Below are 20,482 nucleotides of genomic sequence, written 5' to 3' on the forward strand. Positions count from 1 at the left end.
TTCGGGCTTTTCGCTAGCCTCGCCTGGTGCGCCGAACGCTGCTGGTGACCAACGACTTCCCGCCCCGCCCCGGTGGCATCCAGTCCTATTTGCACTCACTGGCCACCCGGGTGCCGTCCGACGACCTGGTGGTCTACGCCCCGGAGTGGCGCGGGGCCGCGGAATTCGACGCCGCCGCGCCGTTCGAGGTGGTGCGGCACCCGACCTCGCTGATGCTGCCGACCCCCGGGGTGCTGCGGCGGGCGAAGGAGATCATGCGGGCGCGGGAGTGCGAGGCGGTGTGGTTCGGCGCGGCGGCACCGCTGGCGCTGCTGGGCCACCCGCTGCGGCCGGCCGGGGCGCAGCGGGTGCTGGCCAGCACGCACGGGCACGAGGTCGGCTGGTCGATGCTGCCCGCTTCGCGGCAGGCGCTGCGGCGGATCGGCGACACCGCCGACGTGGTCACCTTCGTCAGCGAGTACACCCGAAGCCGGTTCGCCGCCGCGTTCGGGCCGATGGCCGGGCTGGAGCACCTGCCGTCCGGAGTGGACCCGGAGCTGTTCCGCCCGGACCCCGGGGCCCGCGAAGCGATGCGCAAGCGGTACGGGCTCGGCGACCGGCCGACCGTGGTGTGCGTGTCGCGGCTGGTGCCCCGCAAGGGCCAGGACATGCTCGTGCTCGCGATGCCGGAACTGCGCAAGCGGGTGCCGGACGCGGCGCTGCTGCTGGTCGGCGGCGGCCCGTACCGCAAGAAGCTGGCCGGCCTGGTGGACTCGCTCGGCTTCGGCGACGACGTGGTGCTCACCGGGTCGGTGCCGTGGGAGGAACTGCCCGCGCACTACGCCGCCGGTGACGTGTTCGCCATGCCGGCGCGGACCCGCGGCAAGGGGCTCGACGTGGAGGGCCTCGGGATCGTCTACCTGGAGGCGTCGGCGACCGGGCTGCCGGTGGTCGCCGGGCGCTCGGGCGGTGCCCCGGAAACCGTGCTCGACGAGGTGACCGGGCACGTGGTCGACGGCCGCGACCTGATGCAGCTGATCGACACCCTCGCTTCGCTGCTCGGCGACCCGGCCAGGGCCCGGCGCATGGGTGAGGCGGGCCGGGAGTGGGTCAGCGCGAACTGGCGCTGGGACGCGCTGGCGCGGCGGCTGTCCACCATGCTGGACGGCAGGCCGATGGCGGCGGTGCGCTGAGCGCGAGGTCGAGCCGGGCCAGCCGCGCCGGGGAGGCGAGCACCTCGTAGGCGGTGATCCGCTCGGTGTTCTCGCTGAAGGCGAAGGTGAGCACCAGCGCCAGCCGTCCGCCTGGGGCCACCACCACGCCGATCCGGCCGTCGACCAGCGCCACCTCGGCGAACCGCGACGGCCGTCCGAACCGGAGCACGCCTTCGGCGACCGCCCGCGCCCCGCGTTCCTCAGCGGGCGCACCCGGGGGCAGCAAGGCCGGATCGGCGCGGCGGACCACGTCGGGCGCGAGCACGGTGAGCAGCGCGTCGAGGTCGCCGTCGCGGGCGGCGGCCAGGAACGCCTCGACCACCTTCCGCTGCCGGGCGAGTTCCCCGGCCGGTGCCGCCGGATTGCCGCGCAGCCGCTGCCGCGCCCGGCTCGCCAGCTTCTTCGCCGCGGTCGGTGTGCGGTCCAGCACCGGGGCGATCTGGTCGAACGGCACGGCGAACAGGTCGTGCAGCACGAACGCGATCCGCTCGGCCGGCGCGAGGGTGTCCAGCACGACCAGCAGCGCGCGGCCCACCGAATCGGCCAGCACGGCCTCGGTTTCCGGGTCCTCGCCGGCCCAGCCGGGCTCGGGCAGGTCGCCCAGCGGTTCTTCGCGGCGGACCCGCCGGGCTCGCAGCACGTCCAGGCAGATGCGGGTGAGCACGGTGCGCAACCAGCCGCCGAGGTTGTCCACCGCCCCCTCGACGCGGCTCAGCCGCAACCAGGTCTCCTGCACCGCGTCCTCGGCCTCGGCGGCCGAACCCAGCATCCGGTGCGCCACCGCGCGCAGGTGGTCCCGCTGCGCCTCGAACTGTTCCGCCAGCACGTCAGGATGACGATCCGGCGGCGGCGGAGGTGACACGGGTCAGCCCCGTTCGACCAGCGCGGGGTGCCGCGGGTCGTCCACGCGGACCACCACGTCGGCGAACGCGCCGGGATCGACCTCGCGGGCGTACCGGTCGAAGGCGGGCAGCGCCCAGTGCTCGTCCTCGGGCAGCCGCCGGGCCAGTGCCCCGGGGGAGAGCAGGAGGTGCACGGTGAAGTCGAACGGCAGGCCGTGCCCCAGCAGCAGTTCGCCGTCCACCAGCACCACGGCTCCCGGTGGCAGCCGGACCCGGTCGAGCCGGGTGGCGCGGTCGCGTTCGGCGTCCCACAGCGCGGGCAGCGCGAGGCCGGAGCCACCGGGACCGAGCGGATCGAGCACCTCGCGGCGCAGGCCGCCGACGTCGAGCCAGTCGTCGTAGCGGGCGTCGGGGTCGCGCTTGCCGCGCTCGAACCGCAGCGACGCCGCCCGCTGGAAGTCCTTTGTGGACACACGAAGGTTCTCCCTGCCGAGCGGGCGGAGCAGTTCGGCCACGTGGTCGGCGAGTTCGCCGGGGGCCGCACCGGCACCGTCGAAGGCCACCCGGGAGACGGGTGAGGTGGCGATGCGCTCGGCGATTTCGCGGGCGAGCAGGTCCGGCGAGATGGGGCGGTAGCGGCGATCAGGCATTCGAAGCGCCTCGCAGCACCACGTCGACGATCTCCTTGACGAAGGCGGGGTGCGGGCTCTCCTGCCGGATCAGCGCGCGCATCCACAGCGCACCGCCGAGCAGGTCCATCAGCAGCACGGGATCGGCGTCCGCGGGCAGCTCACCGCGTTCGCGGGCGCGCTCGAAGACGGGCAGTTCGCGGCTGAGGCGGTCGCCGAAGAAGGTGGTCAGCACCGCCCGGAGTTCCGGGCGGTGCAGGGCGGCGCTGAGCGCGGCCGAAGCGATCGCGCAGGTCTTCGGCCCGGTGAGCAGGCGGTTCACCTGGCGCAGCAGGGCTTCCAGGTCACCGCGCAGCGATCCGGTGTCCGGAATGGATAGTTCGAACATGCGCGTGTCCAGCAGTGCCGCGCCGAGCAGCGCGTCCTTCGAGGCCCACCACCGGTAGAGCGTGGTCTTGTTCACCCCGGACCGCGCGGCGACGCCCTCCACGGTCAGCCCGTCGTAGCCGAGTTCGGCGAACAGTTCCAGGGTCGCGGCGAAGATCTCCTGCGCGCGCCGTGGCCCGCGTGCTTCCGGCATTGACTTCCTCCTGCTCGTCGTGGCTAATATAGCAACGCAACGGTGCGTTGCGTTTATGGATGGGGGTGGCGATGGCCGAGGTGCCGAAGGCGGCGACGCTGGGGTTGTTCGGTGCGTGGCTGGTGCACGACCTGGAGGAACTGGCCACCATGCCGGCCTGGGCCGGGGTGTCGCGCAGGCACGCGGCGGTGGCGATCGGATTGATGGGCGGGGTGGTCGCGGCGGCGTCGGTGGCCGGGGCCCGCACCGGTGGCCGGAGCCGGTTCTACCAGGCGGCCCTGGCCGGGTTCGGCTGGCACGGCTGGGCGCACCTGGCCGCTTCGGCGGCCACCCGGGGGTACTCGCCGGGTGTGGTGACCTCCCCGCTGGTGGTGCTTCCGTTCGCCGCCTGGGCGCGCAAGCGCTTGCGCGCGGCGGGTATCGAGCCGGAGACGTCGTGGCGGAGCCTGGCGCTCCTGCCGGTGCTGCTCGGCGCGGTGCACGGTTGGGCTTTTCTGGTGACGCGGGGCACCAAACCGGTTCCCGCGGCGTTGACCGATTGACAACACTGTTACGGAACAGGGGGCCCAAGATGGCGGCAGTCGTGGAACCGGTCCGGCTCGACGACGCGTTCATGCAGGATCCGCACGCGATGGCCGAGGTGTTCCGCCGCGAAGGCCCGGCGCGGCGGGTGGTCATGCCGCGCGGGCTGCGCGGCTGGGTGATCACCGGTTACCAGGAGGCGCGGGCGCTGCTCGCCGACCCGCGGCTGAGCAAGGACGCCGAGCGCATCTCCGCGTTGTTCGAAACCCAGGTCCACCCCGACGACCAGGGCGGGTCGCGGCCGTTCGCCGCCGCGCTGACCGCGCACATGCTCAACTCCGACCCGCCCCAGCACACGCGGTTGCGGAAGCTGGTGAACCGGGCGTTCACGCCGAAGTCGGTGGAGCGGCTGCGGCCGCGGATCGAGCAGATCACCGACGCGCTGCTGGCCGAGATGGCCGCGCGCGGCGAGGTCGACCTGCTGGAGTCGTTCGCCTTCCCGCTGCCGATCACGGTGATCTGCGAGCTGCTCGGTGTGCCGGAGGCCGACCGCGACCGGTTCCGCGACTGGTCGAACACGCTGGTCTCGGCGGACCCGGCGGCGCCGATCGAGCAGGCCGCCGGTGAGCTGGCGGCCTACCTGGGCGAGCTGATCGCGCGCAAGCGCGCCGAACCGGGGCCGGACCTGCTCTCGGACCTGGTGCACCTCTCCGAGGACGGCGACCGCCTCGCCGAGCACGAGCTGGCCCCGATGGTGTTCCTGCTGCTGGTCGCCGGGCACGAGACCACGGTCAACCTGATCGGCAACGGTGTGCTGGCGCTGCTGCGCAACCCGGAGCAGCTGGCCGCGCTGCGGGCCGACCCGTCGCTGCTGCCCGGGGCGGTCGAGGAGTTCCTGCGCATCGACGGCCCGGTGAACCTGGCCACGCTGCGGTTCACCACCGAACCGGTGCGCGTCGGCGACACCGAGATCGGCGAAGGCGAGTTCGTGCTGATCTCACTGCTCGCGGCCAACCGCGACGGCGAGCGCTTCGAGGACCCGCACCGGCTCGACCTGACCCGCCCCACCGGCGGCCACCTCGCCTTCGGCCACGGCATCCACTACTGCGTCGGCGCCCCGCTGGCCAGGGTCGAAGCGGAGATCGCCATCGGACGGCTGCTGGCGCGCTTCGAGGGACTGGAGCTGGCCGGCACCCCGGAACAGCTGCGGTGGCGGGCGAGCACCCTGATGCACGGCCTGGAGAAGCTGCCGGTCCGCCTGGGGTGAATCACCGGGGCCCGTAGGGTGCCAGCATGACGAGCCAGGAGGAACTGCTCGCGCTCGACGCGCGGCACGTGTGGCACCCCTACGGGCCGATGCCGGGCACCGTGCCGCCGTTGCTGGTGCGCGAGGCCGAAGGGGTGCGGCTCCGGCTGGCCGACGGCCGGGAACTGGTGGACGGCATGTCCTCGTGGTGGGCCGCCGTGCACGGGTACCGGCACCCGGTGCTGGACGCGGCGCTGGCCGAGCAGGCCGGGCGGATGAGCCACGTGATGTTCGGCGGCCTCACCCACGAACCGGCCATCTCGCTCGCCCGCACCCTGGTCGAGATCACCCCGGACGGCCTCGAGCACGTCTTCCTCTGCGACTCCGGCTCGGTCTCCATCGAGGTCGCGGTCAAGATGTGCATGCAGTACTGGCAGTCGACCGGGCAACCGGTCAAGCGACGGCTGCTCACCTGGCGCGGCGGCTACCACGGCGACACCTTCCAGCCGATGAGCGTCTGCGACCCCGACGGCGGCATGCACTCGCTGTGGAAGGGCACGCTGGCCGAGCAGGTCTTCGTGCCGGAACCGCCGGGCGGCTTCGGCGCCCCGGTCGTCCAGTCCTATGTGGACATGCTGGCCGAGCGGATCGCGGCGCACGCGCACGAGCTGGCCGCGGTGGTCGTGGAGCCGGTGGTGCAGGGCGCCGGTGGAATGCGTTTCCACAACCCCGCCTACGTCCGCGCGCTCCGCGAAATCACCGCGGAAAACGGCGTGCTGCTCATCCTCGACGAAATCGCCACCGGATTCGGCCGGTCCGGAGCGCTGTTCGCCGCGGAGCACGCCGGGATCACCCCCGACGTGCTCTGCCTCGGAAAGGCGCTGACCGGCGGTTACCTCAGCATGGCCGCCGCGTTGTGCACCCCGGAAGTGGCGTGGGGCATTTCGCGCGGGGAATTGCCGGTGCTCGCGCACGGGCCGACGTTCATGGGCAATCCGCTGGCCAGCGCGGTGGCGAACGCGTCGATCGGGCTGCTGCTCGGGCAGGACTGGCGCGCCGGGGTCCGGCGCGTCGAAGCCGGGCTCCAGGGTGGACTGGCCCCGGCCGCGGAACTGCCCGCGGTGCGCGAGGTCCGCGTGCTGGGCGCGATCGGCGTGGTGCAGCTGGACCACCAGGTGGACATGGCCACCGCCACGCGGGTCGTCACCGAGCACGGGGTGTGGCTGCGGCCCTTCCGCGACCTGATCTACACGATGCCGCCGTACGTGAGCACCGACGCCGACGTGGCGGCCGTGACACGAGCCATGGTGGCAGCCGCGGCGGTATCCTGAGTGGAATTCACTCGATCCGGTGAGAACGCCGGTTAACTGAATGTTATTCGGGTTATCTGGACACGGAGTGCGAGAATTATCGGTACTTGTTGTGGGGAACGGGTGAGACGCAGACCACGTGATTGAGCGAGATTGCGGTTGGTGATTCCGAATACGTGACGAAGCCGACGTGAACAGAACATGAGGATGTCTTCACAAAGCGGACTTTTCACGCGTTTCCGTGTTCTCTGGTGATCATGAGCTTCGCCACCCTATTGCGGCGTGACGTGCCCGCTTCACTAGTTGTCTTCCTGGTCGCCGTGCCCCTCTCGCTCGGCATCGCACTGGCGTCCGGTGCCCCGATCGTCGCGGGGCTGATCGCCGCCGTGGTCGGCGGGGTGGTCGCCGGGTTGTTCGGCGGTTCGGTCCTCCAGGTCAGCGGCCCGGCCGCCGGGCTGACCGTGGTGGTCGCCGAAACCATCAGCCGCTTCGGCTGGGCGGCCACCTGCGCCATGGTGGTCGCCGCCGGCGTGCTGCAGGTCCTGCTCGGGCTGAGCCGGATCGCGCGGGCCGCGCTGGCCATCTCGCCCGCCATCGTGCACGGCATGCTCGGCGGCATCGGGCTGACCATCGTGCTCGGCCAGTTGCACGTGGTGCTCGGCGGTTCCGCGCAGAGCTCCGCGCTGGACAACCTGCTCGCGCTGCCGGGCCAGCTGATCGGCAGCCACGACGCGGCCGCCTTCATCGGCGTGCTGACCATCGGCGTCCTGCTGCTGTGGCCGCGCCTGCCGCAGGCCGTGCGCAAGGTGCCCGGCCCGCTGGCCGCGATCACCCTGGCCACCGTGCTGGCGCTGGTGGCGGGCATGCAGCTGCCCCGCATCGAGCTGCCGGAGAACCTGCTGGACCTCACCTTCACCCCCCAGCTGCCCCAGGGCGGCTGGTTCGACATCGGCATCGCCGTGCTGACCCTGGCGCTGATCGCCAGCGTGGAGAGCCTGCTTTCGGCGATCGCGGTGGACAAGCTGCACACCGGCCCGCGCGCCAACCTCAACCGCGAACTCGTCGGCCAGGGCATGGCCAACATCGCCTCGGGTGCGATCGGCGGCCTGCCGGTCACCGGCGTGATCGTGCGCAGCTCCACCAACGTGGCCGCGGGCGCGCGCACCCGGGCTTCCGCGGTGCTGCACGGCATCTGGGTGCTGTTGTTCAGCGTGCTGCTGGCCGGGCTGCTGGAGAGCATCCCGCTGGCCGCGCTCGGCGGCCTGCTGGTGCACGTCGGCGCGAAACTGCTGCACGTGGGCCACATCCGCGACGTGCACCGCCACGGCGACCTGCCGATCTACCTGCTCACCCTGTTCGGCGTGGTGTTCATCGACATGCTCAGCGGCGTGCTGCTGGGCATCGCCGCCTCGCTGGTGATGATGCTGCTGCGCACCCGGTCGAAGATCCACGCCGAGACCGACGGCGAGCGCTGGCGCGTGGTGGTCGACGGTGCGCTGATCTTCCTGGCCATCCCCAAGCTGGCCAAGGTGCTCGCCACCATCCCGGAGCGCACCGAGGTCCACATCGACCTGGTGGTGGACTACCTCGACCACGCCGCCTTCGAGCACCTGTCGAACTGGCAGCTGGCCCACGAGCGAGCGGGCGGCACCGTGGTGGTGGACGAGATCGGGCACCCGTACTACGAACGCGGCAAGTCCGGCGCGCCGACGGTGAGCAGGCTGGCCGCCGCGCCGGTGCTGCCGCGCTGGCTGGCGTCGTGGTCGGACTGGCAGGCCAAGACCGGCCCGCAGCTGCCGGACCAGCGCACCGCGCCGCCGTCCACCGCGCAGCTGCGGCTGGGCACCTCGGAGTTCCAGCGCCGGACCGCGCCGCTGGTGCAGGACACGCTGAGCGGGCTGGCCGACGGGCAGCACCCGCACACCCTGTTCATCACCTGCGCCGACTCGCGGATCGTGCCGAACCTGATCACCACCAGCGGTCCCGGTGACCTCTTCGCCGTGCGGAACATCGGGAACCTGGTGCCGGTCGCGGGTGCCGCCGGGCCGCAGGACTCCTCGGTCGGCGCGTCGATCGAATACGCCGTCGGGGTGCTGCGGGTGCCGGAGGTGGTCGTCTGCGGGCACTCCGGCTGCGGTGCGATGAAGCTGGTGCTCGACCCGACCGCCGACCTGCCCGCCGTGCGGGAGTGGCTCGAGCACGCCGAACCCAGCCTGCGGCGGCACCGGCAGAACTCGCCGGTGTCGCTGAACGGGCGGCTGCCCGAGTCCGAGGGCGACCAGCTGGCCCTGCAGAACATCCTCCAGCAGCTGCGCAACCTGCGGCGCTACCCGGTGGTGGCCGAGGCCGAAGCCCGCGGGGAGCTGCACCTGACCGGGATGTACTTCGACGTCGGCGCGGCCCAGGTGTACCTCTTCGACCCCGAATCGGGGGCTTTCGAGCCCGCCGGGGAACCGGCGGCTTGCCGTCAGGACTAGGGTCGGGGGCCGTGACTGTCCTGGTGATCTCGGGTACCGGAACCGGTGTCGGCAAGACCGTGGTCACGGCGGCGATCGCCGCACTGGCCAGGGCCGACGGCAGGCGGGTCGCGGTGCTCAAACCCGCGCAGACCGGTGTGACCGACGGCGAGCCCGGTGACCTGGACGAGGTCCGCCGCCTGGCCGGCGACGTCACCACCAGGGAGCTGCGGCGCTACCCCGATCCGTTGTCGCCCGAAGCCGCCGCGCGGCGCAGCGGCATCGAGCCGGTGACCCCGGCCGAGGCCGCCAGCGCCGCCGGCGAGCTGGACGAGTCCCACGACTTGGTGCTGGTCGAGGGCGCGGGCGGGCTGCTGGTGCGGTTCGACCCGGACGGCGGCACGCTCGCCGACGTGGCGTGGTCGCTGGGCTCGCTGGTGCTGGTGGTCGCCGAAGCCGGGCTGGGCACGCTGAACGCGACCGCGCTGACCGCCGAGGTGGCCACCCGGCGCGGGCTGAACGTGGGCGGCGTGGTGATCGGCGCCTGGCCGGCGCGGCCGGACCTCGCGGCCCGGTCCAACGTCGAGGACCTGCCGGTCGCGGCGGGGGCACCCCTGCTCGGGGCGCTGCCCGCCGGGGCCGGGCGGGCAGCGCCGGGGGAGTTCCTCGAAGAGGCTCGTCGTGGCCTCTCGCCGTGGTTCGGCGGCGAGTTCGACCCGGAGTGCTTCGCGAAGGATGAATCCGCGCAGAAGTGACCTGGCTCGCTTCTTCGGGACGGGCTGTTTCGGGCACACTGTGCCGGACGTGCCCGAGCGAGAAGGAGATCCCGTGACCTCAGCACCCGAACGCGCGACCGACGTCCTGATCACGGCGCGGGAGCAGGTGCTCGAGCGCGGTGAGGGGCTGACCGAGGCACAGGTGCTCCAGGTGCTGCGCCTGCCGGACGAGCAGCTCTCCGACCTGCTCGCGCTGGCGCACGAGGTGCGCATGCGCTGGTGCGGTCCCGAGGTGGAGGTCGAGGGCATCATCAGCCTGAAGACCGGCGGCTGCCCGGAGGACTGCCACTTCTGCTCGCAGTCCGGCCGGTTCCCCACCCCGGTGCGCTCGGCCTGGCTGGACATCCCCGGCCTGGTCAAGGCGGCCCGCCAGACCAAGGAGACCGGGGCGACCGAGTTCTGCATCGTGGCCGCCGTGCGCGGGCCGGACCGGCGGCTGCTGTCCCAGGTGCGCGAAGGGGTCAAAGCCATCCGCGAGGACGGCAACGACATCCAGATCGCCTGCTCGCTCGGCATGCTCACGCAGGAGCAGGTGGACGAACTGGTCGAGATGGGCGTGCACCGCTACAACCACAACCTGGAGACCGCGCGCTCGCACTTCCCGCAGGTGGTCACCACGCACACCTGGGAGGAGCGCTGGGACACCCTGCGCATGGTGGCCGAAGCGGGCATGGAGGTCTGCTGCGGCGGCATCATCGGCATGGGGGAGACGGTCGAGCAGCGCGCGGAGTTCGCCGGGCAGCTGGCCGAACTGGACCCGCACGAGGTGCCGATGAACTTCCTCATCCCGCAGCCGGGCACCCCGTACGAGCACTACGAGATCGTCGAGGGCAAGGACGCGCTGCGCACCGTCGCCGCGTTCCGGCTGGCCATGCCGCGCACCATGCTGCGCTTCGCCGGCGGCCGTGAGCTGACCCTCGGTGACCTCGGCGCCGAGCAGGGCATGCTGGGCGGGATCAACGCCATCATCGTCGGCAACTACCTGACCAACCTCGGCCGCCCGGCCGGGCGCGACCTGCAGATGCTCACCGAGCTGAAGATGCCGGTCAAGGCGCTGAGCGACTCGCTGTGAGCCAGCCGGCGTTCTGTGTCCACTGTGGACAACCCGAGGCCGGGGACCACAGCGCCTGCCGCACCCCGCGCACCGCGCTGGAGCCGCCGCGGTTCTGCGCGCGCTGCGCGCGGCGGATGGTGGTGCAGGTGACCCCGGTCGGCTGGACCGCGCGCTGCAGCAGGCACGGCGAACTCACCGGTTAAGCTCTCCGCACCGTAGTTATGGAGGTACACCGGTGGCTGATCCTTCGGTCGGGGTGCGGCCCGCGCACCACTTCTTCACCGTGCCGCGGGAGCGGCCGAAGGTGGTGGTGGCCGCGGACGTCCTGCCCGCGGTGACCGTGCTGTCGATGGTGATGCTCACCGGGATCCCGCTGGCCGCGCTGTGGTCGGTGCTGGCGCCGCCGCAGCGCGTGCGCGTGGTTTCGGCCACCGAGGACCCGATCCCGCTGCAGCTGGAGAGCTGGCACCGCTTCGACGACCTGGCCGTGTTCGCCCTGCTGGCCTTCGGCACGGGCATCCTGGTCGGCGTGGTGGTGTGGCTGCTGCGCGAGCGGCGCGGGCCGGTGGTGCTGCTGGCCGCGGTCGGCGGTTCGGTGCTGGCCTGGTGGCTGGCGTCCATGCTCGGGCCGGGCACCTTCGCCGGGATGCTCTACGAGGTCGCCGCCGCGCCCCAGGTGGGTGACGTGCTGGAGACCGCGCCGGTGCTGGAGTCGCCGTGGGTGCTGCTGGCGCAGCCGCTGGCGGTGGCCGCCACCTACGGCCTGCTGGCCGGCTGGAACGGCCGGGACGACCTCGGCCGCAGGCTCGGCTGAAATTCGCCTGATCGGCAGCGCGGCCCGCCCGGTTTCCGTAGGCTGGCCGCAACCGAGGGAGGGCTTCATCACATGACCGACGACGTGGTTTCCGGCTCGAACGGGCGCATCCGCTTTCCGGGCATCAGCCCGCGCGCCTACGAGCACCCGGTCGACCGGGGCGCGCTGGCCACGCTGCGCACCATTCCCGGGTTCGCCGAGGTGCTCAAGGCGGTGGCCGGGTTCTTCAGCGAGCGCGGTGAGCGGCTGATGGCGCTGGCGTCGTCGATCCGGGTGGGGGAGAAGCAGTACCCGGAGCTGCACCAGCTGCGCCTGGAGTGCGCGCAGGCGCTGGACATCTCCCCGGTGCCGAACGTCTTCGTCGCGCAGGACCCGTCGGTCAGCGCGTACACCATCGGCATGGACGAGCCGTTCATCGTGCTCAGCACCGGGCTGGTGGAACTGCTCGACACCAACGGCCTGCGCTTCGTCATCGGCCACGAGATGGGGCACGTGCTCTCCGGGCACGCGGTGTACCGGACCATGCTGATCCGGCTGATCAGCATGCAGATGTCGATGTCGTGGACCCCGGTCAGCGCGTTCGGGCTGCGGGCGGTGATCGCCGCGCTGAAGGAGTGGTACCGCAAGTCGGAGCTGTCCTGCGACCGCGCCGGGCTGCTGTGCGGGCAGGACCCGGCGGCCGCGCTGCGGGTGCACGTGCTGATGGCGGGCGGGATCGACCCGTCGCGCATCGACATCCCGTCGTTCCTGCAGCAGGCCGAGGAGTACGAATCGGTCGACGACATCCGCGACAGCCTGCTGAAGCTGCGCAACGTGGAGCACATGTCGCACCCGCTGGCCGTGGTGCGGGCCGCGCAGCTGCAGAAGTGGGCGGCGTCGGCGGAGTACCGCGCGATCCTGGCGGGCGACTACCCCCGCCGCGACGCCGATGCCCCGTCGAGCACCTGGTCCGAAGACATCCGTTCGGCCGCGAAGTCGTACAAGGACTCGTTCAGCAATTCGAGCGACCCGCTGGCCAAGGTGTTCACCGACGTCGGGGAGGCGCTGTCGGGGGCCGCGGGCAAGGTGTTCGGCAAGTTCGGCAACCGCTCCGGCAACGGCGAGCCCACCACCTCCTGACGCTCCGCCGTTCCCGCAGCCAGGCGGCTGAATCCGGCATTCGCGGCCCCTCGGGTTCGCGGGGCCTCACGCCCGCGCGCTGGGATCTCGGGCGCTTGGGCTGGGAACTCGCGTTCGCGACCAGCTCCGCGTTCGGGCTAGTTCAGGCTCGCCGGGCGGGTCAGGGCCGTCAGTTCCGCCGGTGGCGCGGGCACGGCCCGCAGTGCGGTGAGGAAGCCCGCCTCCCGGGTGAGCAGGCGGCAGACGTCCCGCAGGCGGCGAAGCGGCTGCGTTTCCTCCAGCAGTGCCTGCCGGTCGTCCAGCGGGAGCAGGCAGTCGATCGCCAGCTGGTAGGCCAGGTCGGTGAGCGGGGTGTCGGCGGGCGGCTCGGTCCAGGCGTCGTGCTCCCAGGCCGAGCGGCAGTACCGCCGGTGCGCGGCCCGCGCGACCTGCGCCATGCGCGCGCCCGCGTCCGCCGAGCCGCGGGGCAGGGGCGTGTCCGCCACCCATTCGACCGTGCCCACCAGGTACGGCGCGGCCTCGGTGTCGAGCTCCAGCAGCCGGAACCGCTGCTGCCCGGTGGTGACCACGTCGAACCGCCCGTCCGGCAGCCGCTTGGCCTCGCGCAGGCGGGTGGTGCAGCCGATGGGGTGGAGCTGGTCGAGCCCGGTGACCTCCCGCGTCAGCGACGTGCGCAGGGCGATCACGCCGAACTCCTGGCCCGGGACCGTCCCGGTGACCAGGTCCACGGTGAGCTGCCGGTACCGCGGCTCGAAGATGTGCAGCGGCAGGTGCGCCCCCGGCAGCAGCACGGTCTGCAGCGGGAACAACGGCAAGGTCGTCGTTCCCGTACTGTCTCCCGCTGCGCCCTCGGCCACGGGTACACGGTACGACGAAGCCGACCGGCGCGCAGGCCATCACTCGAATGCCGTGCCGGGCAACGGAAAACGCGCGACCGGTGCGGAGTTATCGCCTGACCGGCGGGGGACGCAGCACGGCGAACGGGTCGGTCACCTGGATTCCCTTGCAGGCGAAGGAGAACAACGCGGCCGGACGGCCACCGCTGCGGCCGGACGGCGCGGTCTCGCCGGTCGGTTCGAGCAGCCCGCGGCGGGCCAGCACGCGCTGCAGGTTGGTCGCCGAAATCTTGTAGCCGAGCGCCGCGGAGTACAGCCCGCGCAGCTCCGAGATGGTGAACACGTCCGGGGCGAGCGCGAAGCCGAGGTTGGTGTAGCTCAGCTTGGACCGCAGCCGGTCCCGCGCGCGCAGCGCGATCTCGGCGTGGTCGAAGGCGGTGCGGGGCAGTTCGGCCACCCGGTGCCACGAGGTGTCCTCCGGCACCTCCGGGTCCACGTCCGAGGGCACCAGCCCGAGGAACGCGGTGGCCACCACCCGCGGCCCCGGCACCCGGTCCGGCGTGCTGAACACGGCGAGCTGCTCCACGTGCTTGAGCTGCTTGACGTCGACCTTCTCGGCGAGCTGGCGCCGGATGGAGGTTTCCACGTCCTCGTCGGGCCGCAGCCTGCCGCCCGGCAGCGACCACCGGCCGATGTGCGGATCGAGGGCGCGGCGCCACAGCAGCACCTGGAGTGTGTCCGATCGCACTTGCAGCACCGCCGCCAAAACCTCGTGTGCCAGGGGGGCGCTGCTGTTAATATGGCTCCGCACGGTTTTCGATTGTAAGGCGAAAACCCGCGTCAGTCTAGGAGGGCCACCATGGCCGGCACGACGACCCTGCGGGCGAGCGAACTGCCCGAAACCGACCTCATCCCGTTCGGCGGGGTGGAGCCGGACGCGAGCTGGGCGGAGGAGGTGCGGCGGCTCGCCGAGGAGCGCGACGCCGTGCTGCTCGCGCACAACTACCAGGTCCCGGCGATCCAGGACGTCGCCCACCACACCGGCGACTCACTCGCGCTGAGCCGGATCGCAGCCAGCAGCGACGCCTCGACCATCGTCTTCTGCGGGGTCCACTTCATGGCCGAGACGGCCAAGATCCTGTCCCCGGAGAAGACCGTCCTGATCCCGGACGCGCGGGCGGGCTGCTCGCTGGCGGACTCGATCACCGGCGAGCAGCTGCGGGCCTGGAAGGCCGAGCACCCCGGAGCGGTGGTGGTCTCGTACGTCAACACCACGGCCGAGGTCAAGGCCGAGACCGACATCTGCTGCACCTCGTCGAACGCGGTGGACGTGGTCGCCTCCATCCCCGCCGACCAGGAGGTCCTCTTCCTGCCGGACCAGTTCCTCGGCGCCCACGTCAAGCGCGTGACCGGCCGGGAGAACCTGCACGTCTGGGCGGGCGAGTGCCACGTGCACGCCGGGATCAACGGTCCCGAGCTGGCCGCGCGGGCCGCCGCGAGCCCGGAGGCCGACCTGTTCATCCACCCCGAGTGCGGCTGCGCCACCTCGGCGCTCTACCTGGCGGGCGAGGGCGCGGTGGCCCCGGACCGGGTCAAGATCCTGTCCACCGGCGACATGGTCCACGAGGCGAAGGCGACCAGCGCGGGCTCGGTGCTGGTGGCCACCGAGATCGGCATGCTGCACCAGTTGCGCAAGGCCGCACCGGGCATCGACTTCCGCGCGGTGAACGACCGCGCCTCCTGCCGGTTCATGAAGATGATCACCCCGGCCGCCCTGCTGCGCTGCCTGCGCGAGGGGCTCGACGAGGTCGACGTCGACGTCGAGACCGCCGCGCGCGCCCGTGCCTCGGTGCAGCGGATGATCGAGATCGGGCAGCCCGGCGGCGGCGAATGAGCCAGCCGGTTACTGCTCGTGAGGCGAAAACCACACCCCGCTGGGAGGCGGCCGCCGATCTCGTGGTGATCGGCAGCGGCGTCGCCGGGCTCACCGCCGCGTTGCGCGGCCGGGCGCTCGGGTTGCGGGTGCTGGTGGTCACCAAAGCGGCGGTCGAGGACGGCAACACGCGCTGGGCCCAGGGCGGCGTCGCGGTGGTGCTGCCCGGTGAGCACGACGACGGCGATTCGGTGGCCAAGCACGTCGAGGACACGCTGACCGCCGGAGCCGGGCTCTGCGACGAGGCCGTGGTGCAGTCGATCCTCGACGGCGGGCCGGGTGCGGTGGCGCGCCTGCGCGAGGCCGGGGCGCGGTTCGACGCCGGTGCCGGCGGCGGGCTGGCCCGGACCCGCGAGGGCGGCCACTCCACCTTCCGCGTGATCCACGCCGGGGGTGACGCGACGGGGGCCGAGGTGGAACGCGCGCTGGTCGCGGAAGCCACCGGGGTGCGGCTGCCGGTGCTGGAGCGGCACGTGGCGGTCGACGCGCTGCGCACGCCGTCGGGCGCGGTGGCCGGGGTGTCCGTGCTCGACCCGGACGGGGTGCTCGGCGTGGTCCGCGCCCCCGCCGTGCTGCTGGCGACCGGCGGTCTCGGGCAGCTGTACCAGGTCACCTCCAATCCCGAACCGGCCACCGGCGACGGCCTGGCGCTGGCGTTGCGCGCCGGGGCGCAGGCGGCCGACGTGGAGTTCGTGCAGTTCCACCCGACCGTGCTGTTCACCCCGGGGGCGCGCGGGCGCTGCCCGCTGGTCAGCGAGGCGGTCCGGGGTGAGGGCGCGCGGCTGGTCGACGGGGCGGGCGAACTGGTCATGCCCGGCGTGCACCCGCTCGGTGACCTGGCGCCGCGGGACGTGGTGTCGGGGGCGATCACCCGCCGCCTGGCCGAGGCGCCCGGCGGCATCGACGACCACGTGTTCCTCGACGCCACCCGGATCACCGGGTTCGCCAAGCGGTTCCCGACCATCCACGGGTTCGCCGTGGCCGCCGGGGTCGATCCGCTCCGTGAGCCGATCCCGGTCGCGCCCGCCGCGCACTTCGCCTGTGGTGGTGTGGTGACCGACACGACCGGGCGCACCGGGGTGACCGGGCTGTACGCGGCGGGTGAGGTGGCCAGGACCGGGCTGCACGGGGCCAACCGGCTGGCGTCGAACAGCCTGCTGGAGGGCCTGGTGCTGGGGGAGCGGGTGGCCGAGGCCGCGGCCGCCGACCTGGCCGCCGGTGTGCTGGCCGATCCGCGGCACGGACTGGCCCCGGAGGGCAGGCACGTCGAAGCGGCCGAGCGGGATTCGCTGCAGCGCGCGATGAGCCGCTACGCCGCGATCGGCCGGGACGCCGAGGGCCTCGCGGTACTCGGTTCGGTGCTCGACCTGTCCACCACGGACAGTCCACTCCGGACACAGGCGGAGGTGGAGGACGCGGCGCTGACGCTGGCGGCGCAGGCACTGGCCGCGGCGGCCGCGCGGCGCACCGAATCCCGGGGTTGCCACGTGCGGCTGGACTTCCCCGGCCGCGACGAGCGGGGCTGGCAGCGGAGCCAGCTGATCCGGCTGAGCCCGTCGGGGCAGCCGGTGCTCGCCGATCCGATCCTGCAGGAGGTGGTGGCGTGAAGGAGCTGACGCAGCGGGTCCTGGCCGACGCCGGGCTCGACGTGACCGACGTGCTCCGGGTGGTCGACACGGCGCTCGCCGAGGACCTGCGGTACGGCGCCGACGCGACCACGCTGGCGACCGTGCCCGAGGGGGCGGTTGCCACGGCGTCCTTCACCCCGCGCGTGGCGGGCACGCTGGCGGGCGTCGGGGCGGCGCTGGCCGTGCTCGACCGGGTGCTCGACGAGTACGAGGTGCTGGACCGGCGCGTGGACGGGACCAGGCTGGCCGCCGGCGAACCGGCGCTGGTGGTGCGGGGGCCGGTGCGCGGGCTGCTGACCGCCGAGCGGACGGCGCTGAACCTGCTGTGCCACCTGTCCGGCGTGGCCACCACCACCGCGGCCTGGGTGTCCGAAGTGGAGGGTACGGGCTGCGCGATCCGCGACTCCCGCAAGACCCTGCCGGGCCTGCGCCTGCTGGAGAAGTACGCGGTGCGGTGCGGTGGCGGGGTGAACCACCGGTTCGGCCTCGGCGACGCGGTGCTGATCAAGGACAACCACGTGGTGGCGGCGGGTTCGGTCACCGCGGCGCTGGACGCCGCGCGGGCGCACGCCGCCGAACTGGCGTGCGAGGTCGAAGTGGACGACCTGGCGCAGCTGGAGGAGGCGTTGCGGGCGGGGGCCGACGAGGTGCTGCTCGACAACTTCACCCCCGCCCGGTGCGCCGAGGCCGTCCGCCTGCGCGACTCCCTCGGGGTGAAGGCGCGCCTGGAGTCCTCGGGCGGGCTGCGGCTGGAGAACGCGCGGGAGTACGCGGTAACGGGGGTCGACTACCTCGCGGTCGGGGCGCTGACGCATTCCGCGGCGGCGTTGGACCTCGGCGTGGATCTGGGGTAGGAGGGGCAAAAATACCCGCGCGGCGAGGGCACCGCGCGGCTTAGGGTCGCCGCGTGAGGTGGTGGAGCGCGGTGTCGGCCGTCCTGGTGGCGGCGACGGTGCTCACCCCTGGCGCGGCGGCCCAGCCGCCCGCCGAGCAGAACACCTGCGCCAACCCGTCCGGGGTGTACCCCGGTGCGGTGCCGTGGGGGCAGCGGGTGGTCGACGCCTCGCGGGTGTGGCCGCTGACCGACGGCTCGGGGCAGACGGTCGCCGTGATCGGCACCGGTGTGGACGCCGACAACGCGCAGTTCGCACCGGGGCAGGTGCTGCCGGTGCGCGGGATCGGCGCGGGCGCCACCGCCCCGGCGCCCGACTGCGACGGCCGCGGCACGGTCGCGGCCGGCATCGTGGCCGCGCGGCAGCACCGGTCGACCACCTTCGCCGGGGTGGCGCCGGGCGCGAAGGTCCTGCCGGTGCGTTACCTGCGGCCGGGCAGCAACGCCGGCGACAACGCCGATCCGGACGCACTGGCCGCGGCCATCATCACCGCCGCCGACGCGAAGGCGGGCGTCATCCTGGTCGCCGTGCCGTCGCCGGTGGACTCGCCCGCGTTGAACGCCGCGGTCAACGACGCGCGGCGACGGGGTTCCGTGGTGATCTCGGCGGCCGCGGCCAAGGAGGACGGCACCGTCACATACCCGTCGGCGACGCCGGGTGTGCTCGCCGTCGGGTCGTTGAACCAGCAGATGCAGCCGGTGCAGCGGGAGGCGGGCAGGCACCTGTCGCTGTCCGCGCCCGGGGCGGAGCTGGTCAGCGTTTCGGCCGGGGGACAGGGGAAGCTCGCGCACCGCTGGCCGGTGACGGACCCGTCGATGGCGGGCGCCTACGTCGCGGGGGTGGCGGCGCTGCTGCGGGCCTACCACCCGGAACTGACGCCCGACCAGGTGATCACCCGGCTGACGCTGACCGCGAACCGCCCACCCGGCGGCACCCACGACCCGCGTCGCGGCTGGGGCCTGGTCGATGCCTACACCGCGGTTTCCGCCGACATCCCGCCGAACGCGGTCGGCCCGGGTGGCCCGGTTCCGCCGCCGGTCGCGGGCGCGATCGTGCCCGCCGCCGCTCCGGCTCGGCCGCCGGTGAACGAGGCCGCCGGTGTGGTGGCGATCGCGGGTGTGGGGGTGGCGGCTTTGGTCGGTCTGGTGGTGGCGGCGTTCCGGCGGGGTCGTTCGCGGGGCTGGCGACCAGGCCGCCGACGGGTGAGTTAGGTGGCTTCCGCCTGTTGGGCTGGTGGATTTTGATGGCCTGGTGCCGCTGCCGCCATTGGTTGCGGGTGTGATCGTGCTTGTGTCGCTCCGGTTCGGCTGCTGGTGAGTGGGGCCGCCGCTGTTGGGGTGGCGGTCTGGTTGCCGCTGGGAGAGTCAGGTGGTGGCTTCCGCCTGTTGAGGGGTGTTTGAGCAGGTGGGCATGGTGATCGGTGCCGCCGGTGGCAGGGGAGATCGTGCCTGCCACCGCTCCGGCTTCGCCCCCCCGGTGAACGAGGCTGCGGGTGTGGCGGCCCGGTTGCCGGCGGCGAGTCAGGTGAGTGGCTTCCGCCTGTTGAGCGGTGCGGTCAGAGCAGGTGGGCGTTGGTGGCGCGCACGGCGGGAGCCAGGTCCGGTAGTTCGATGACGGTCACCCCGGCGGCGGACAGGGTTTCGGCGCCCACGCAGTCGACGAAGACGGTGGGTTCGCGCCAGGCGAAGACCACCCGGCGGATGCCGGACTCCAGGATCAGCGTGGTGCAGGTCTTCGGGCGGGAGCTGCGGGTGCTGCACGGCTCCAGCGACGTGTACATGGTCGCGTCCGAGAGGTCGCCGGAGAGCTTGGCGAGGGCGGCCTCTTCGGCGTGGTCGTGGGGGTCGGTTTCCCCGGAGTGCCCGGTGGCCAGCACGGTGCCACCGGCATCGGTGATCACCGCGCCGACGCGGAAGGTGGTCGACGGCGGGCACCGGTCGCCCAGTGCGATGGCCTCGGCGAGCAGCGCGCGGTCATCCATCACGGCCCACCAGGTAACGCAGCAGCACCAGGTCCCCGCTCTGCCGCGCCTCGGCCAGTGCCATCGGCCGGGCCGGCGACTGCGGGAAGGGAGCCGGGTGCACGAATCGCGGGGCGTCGGCGTCGCCGATGAAGAACGGGGCGTAGACCAGGTGGATTTCGTCGACCACGTCGGCGGCCAGGAATTGCGTGTGCACCTGGCCGCCACCTTCGACCATCAGCTTCTCCACGCCCCGCTCGGACAGATCAGCCAGCGCGTGCGTCAAACCACCGGAAGCGATCACGGAAGCGGAATCGCCCAATCGCGAGGAAAGTTCCGGCACCACCCCGGGGGGAGCGTAAACCAGTTTCGGGACATCACCCGTGGTGAAGAAAAGCGAAGCCGGATCCAGTGAACCGCTGCGGGTGAAGGTCACCTTCACCGGGGACGGGGTCCGGCCGGAGCGGACCCGTTCTTCCCGCCGCGCCGCCGAGCGGACCAGCAGGCGGGGGTTGTCGGCGCGGATGGTGCCCGCGCCGACCAGGATGGCGTCGGCGGCCGCCCGCTCGGCGTCCACCCGGTCCCAGTCGTCCGCATCGGACAGGACGAGCCGGGTGGCGCTGGTGTCGTCGATGCACCCGTCGAGCGAGGCGGCTACCGACAGCAGTACGTGTGGCCTTGGCACCAGGCC

At 72.8% G+C, this 20,482-nt stretch carries 21 protein-coding genes; 14 read left to right on the plus strand and 7 right to left on the minus strand.

Features of this window, described 5'->3' with window-relative positions:
• The first annotated feature begins 26 nt into the window (after positions 1-26).
• Positions 27-1,172, plus strand: a complete 1,146-nt coding sequence (locus AC07EG_RS12340) for a glycosyltransferase family 4 protein (protein ID WP_478253143.1) — start codon at positions 27-29, stop codon at positions 1,170-1,172.
• Here AC07EG_RS12340 and AC07EG_RS12345 read toward each other — a convergent pair.
• The 3 genes from AC07EG_RS12345 to AC07EG_RS12355 are packed head-to-tail and all read right to left on the minus strand — an operon-like array spanning position 1,090 to position 3,244.
• Positions 1,090-2,019 (minus strand): sigma-70 family RNA polymerase sigma factor, encoded by a 930-nt coding sequence (locus AC07EG_RS12345; protein WP_478253144.1) that lies wholly within the window; start codon positions 2,017-2,019, stop codon positions 1,090-1,092. The genes AC07EG_RS12340 and AC07EG_RS12345 overlap by 83 nt on opposite strands.
• A gap of 39 nt (positions 2,020-2,058) precedes the next feature.
• Complete coding sequence (locus AC07EG_RS12350) at positions 2,059-2,685, minus strand: nucleoside/nucleotide kinase family protein (protein WP_478253145.1); 627 nt, start codon at positions 2,683-2,685, stop codon at positions 2,059-2,061.
• The gene (locus AC07EG_RS12355; protein WP_478253146.1) at positions 2,678-3,244 is read right to left on the minus strand and encodes a TetR/AcrR family transcriptional regulator; all 567 of its coding nucleotides are present in this window, start codon (positions 3,242-3,244) and stop codon (positions 2,678-2,680) included. Before AC07EG_RS12355 ends, AC07EG_RS12350 begins: the two co-directional genes overlap by 8 nt.
• A gap of 59 nt (positions 3,245-3,303) precedes the next feature.
• Between AC07EG_RS12355 and AC07EG_RS12360 the strand changes: the two genes are divergently transcribed.
• The 9 genes from AC07EG_RS12360 to AC07EG_RS12400 all read left to right on the plus strand — a co-directional run bounded on the left by AC07EG_RS12360 (position 3,304) and on the right by AC07EG_RS12400 (position 12,541).
• A complete protein-coding gene (locus AC07EG_RS12360) occupies positions 3,304-3,786 on the plus strand; it encodes an HXXEE domain-containing protein (protein ID WP_478253147.1) in 483 nt (160 codons plus the stop codon).
• A gap of 29 nt (positions 3,787-3,815) precedes the next feature.
• Entirely contained in the window at positions 3,816-5,033 is a 1,218-nt protein-coding gene (locus AC07EG_RS12365) for a cytochrome P450 family protein (RefSeq protein ID WP_478253148.1), read from the plus strand.
• 26 nt (positions 5,034-5,059) lie between these two features.
• Positions 5,060-6,343: an adenosylmethionine--8-amino-7-oxononanoate transaminase gene (locus AC07EG_RS12370; protein WP_478253149.1), complete on the plus strand. Its 1,284-nt coding sequence runs from the start codon at positions 5,060-5,062 to the stop codon at positions 6,341-6,343.
• Positions 6,344-6,579: 236 nt separating this feature from the next.
• Positions 6,580-8,799: a SulP family inorganic anion transporter gene (locus AC07EG_RS12375; RefSeq protein ID WP_478253150.1), complete on the plus strand. Its 2,220-nt coding sequence runs from the start codon at positions 6,580-6,582 to the stop codon at positions 8,797-8,799.
• 11 nt (positions 8,800-8,810) lie between these two features.
• Positions 8,811-9,533 carry a dethiobiotin synthase gene (bioD, locus tag AC07EG_RS12380; protein WP_478253151.1) on the plus strand — a complete coding sequence of 241 codons (723 nt, stop codon included), beginning with the start codon at positions 8,811-8,813 and terminating at the stop codon, positions 9,531-9,533.
• A gap of 73 nt (positions 9,534-9,606) precedes the next feature.
• A complete protein-coding gene (bioB, locus tag AC07EG_RS12385; RefSeq protein ID WP_478253152.1) occupies positions 9,607-10,626 on the plus strand; it encodes a biotin synthase BioB in 1,020 nt (339 codons plus the stop codon).
• Positions 10,623-10,811, plus strand: a complete 189-nt coding sequence (gene bsaP / locus AC07EG_RS12390; RefSeq protein WP_478253153.1) for a biotin synthase auxiliary protein BsaP — start codon at positions 10,623-10,625, stop codon at positions 10,809-10,811. The genes bioB and bsaP overlap by 4 nt, the downstream gene beginning before the upstream one ends.
• Positions 10,812-10,843: 32 nt before the next feature.
• Positions 10,844-11,422: a DUF2567 domain-containing protein gene (locus AC07EG_RS12395; protein ID WP_478253154.1), complete on the plus strand. Its 579-nt coding sequence runs from the start codon at positions 10,844-10,846 to the stop codon at positions 11,420-11,422.
• A gap of 72 nt (positions 11,423-11,494) precedes the next feature.
• Complete coding sequence (locus tag AC07EG_RS12400) at positions 11,495-12,541, plus strand: M48 family metallopeptidase (RefSeq protein WP_478253155.1); 1,047 nt, start codon at positions 11,495-11,497, stop codon at positions 12,539-12,541.
• A 137-nt stretch (positions 12,542-12,678) separates the two neighbouring features.
• On the opposite strand, the gene AC07EG_RS12405 is transcribed toward AC07EG_RS12400, so the two are convergent.
• Together AC07EG_RS12405 and AC07EG_RS12410 are read right to left on the minus strand one after the other, a co-directional pair.
• Positions 12,679-13,356 (minus strand): LON peptidase substrate-binding domain-containing protein, encoded by a 678-nt coding sequence (locus tag AC07EG_RS12405; RefSeq protein ID WP_478253156.1) that lies wholly within the window; start codon positions 13,354-13,356, stop codon positions 12,679-12,681.
• Positions 13,357-13,486: 130 nt separating this feature from the next.
• Entirely contained in the window at positions 13,487-14,131 is a 645-nt protein-coding gene (locus AC07EG_RS12410; RefSeq protein ID WP_478253514.1) for an NUDIX hydrolase, read from the minus strand.
• A gap of 105 nt (positions 14,132-14,236) precedes the next feature.
• Between AC07EG_RS12410 and nadA the strand changes: the two genes are divergently transcribed.
• Genes nadA through AC07EG_RS12430 form a run of 4 tightly spaced genes read left to right on the plus strand, consistent with a single transcriptional unit; the run spans position 14,237 to position 19,042 of the window.
• Complete coding sequence (gene nadA, locus AC07EG_RS12415; protein WP_478253157.1) at positions 14,237-15,271, plus strand: quinolinate synthase NadA; 1,035 nt, start codon at positions 14,237-14,239, stop codon at positions 15,269-15,271.
• Positions 15,268-16,917: an L-aspartate oxidase gene (locus AC07EG_RS12420; RefSeq protein ID WP_478253158.1), complete on the plus strand. Its 1,650-nt coding sequence runs from the start codon at positions 15,268-15,270 to the stop codon at positions 16,915-16,917. The genes nadA and AC07EG_RS12420 overlap by 4 nt, the downstream gene beginning before the upstream one ends.
• The gene (gene nadC / locus AC07EG_RS12425) at positions 16,914-17,792 is read left to right on the plus strand and encodes a carboxylating nicotinate-nucleotide diphosphorylase (RefSeq protein ID WP_478253159.1); all 879 of its coding nucleotides are present in this window, start codon (positions 16,914-16,916) and stop codon (positions 17,790-17,792) included. The genes AC07EG_RS12420 and nadC overlap by 4 nt, the downstream gene beginning before the upstream one ends.
• Before the next feature lie 53 nt (positions 17,793-17,845).
• Entirely contained in the window at positions 17,846-19,042 is a 1,197-nt protein-coding gene (locus tag AC07EG_RS12430; RefSeq protein WP_478253160.1) for a S8 family serine peptidase, read from the plus strand.
• A gap of 344 nt (positions 19,043-19,386) precedes the next feature.
• On the opposite strand, the gene AC07EG_RS12435 is transcribed toward AC07EG_RS12430, so the two are convergent.
• Both AC07EG_RS12435 and AC07EG_RS12440 read right to left on the minus strand, forming a co-directional pair.
• Complete coding sequence (locus tag AC07EG_RS12435; protein ID WP_478253161.1) at positions 19,387-19,812, minus strand: deaminase; 426 nt, start codon at positions 19,810-19,812, stop codon at positions 19,387-19,389.
• Positions 19,805-20,476: a RibD family protein gene (locus AC07EG_RS12440; protein WP_478253162.1), complete on the minus strand. Its 672-nt coding sequence runs from the start codon at positions 20,474-20,476 to the stop codon at positions 19,805-19,807. The genes AC07EG_RS12435 and AC07EG_RS12440 overlap by 8 nt, the downstream gene beginning before the upstream one ends.
• Between the last annotated feature and the right edge of the window lie 6 nt (positions 20,477-20,482).

Source organism: Amycolatopsis sp. NPDC045836, assembly GCF_056431745.1.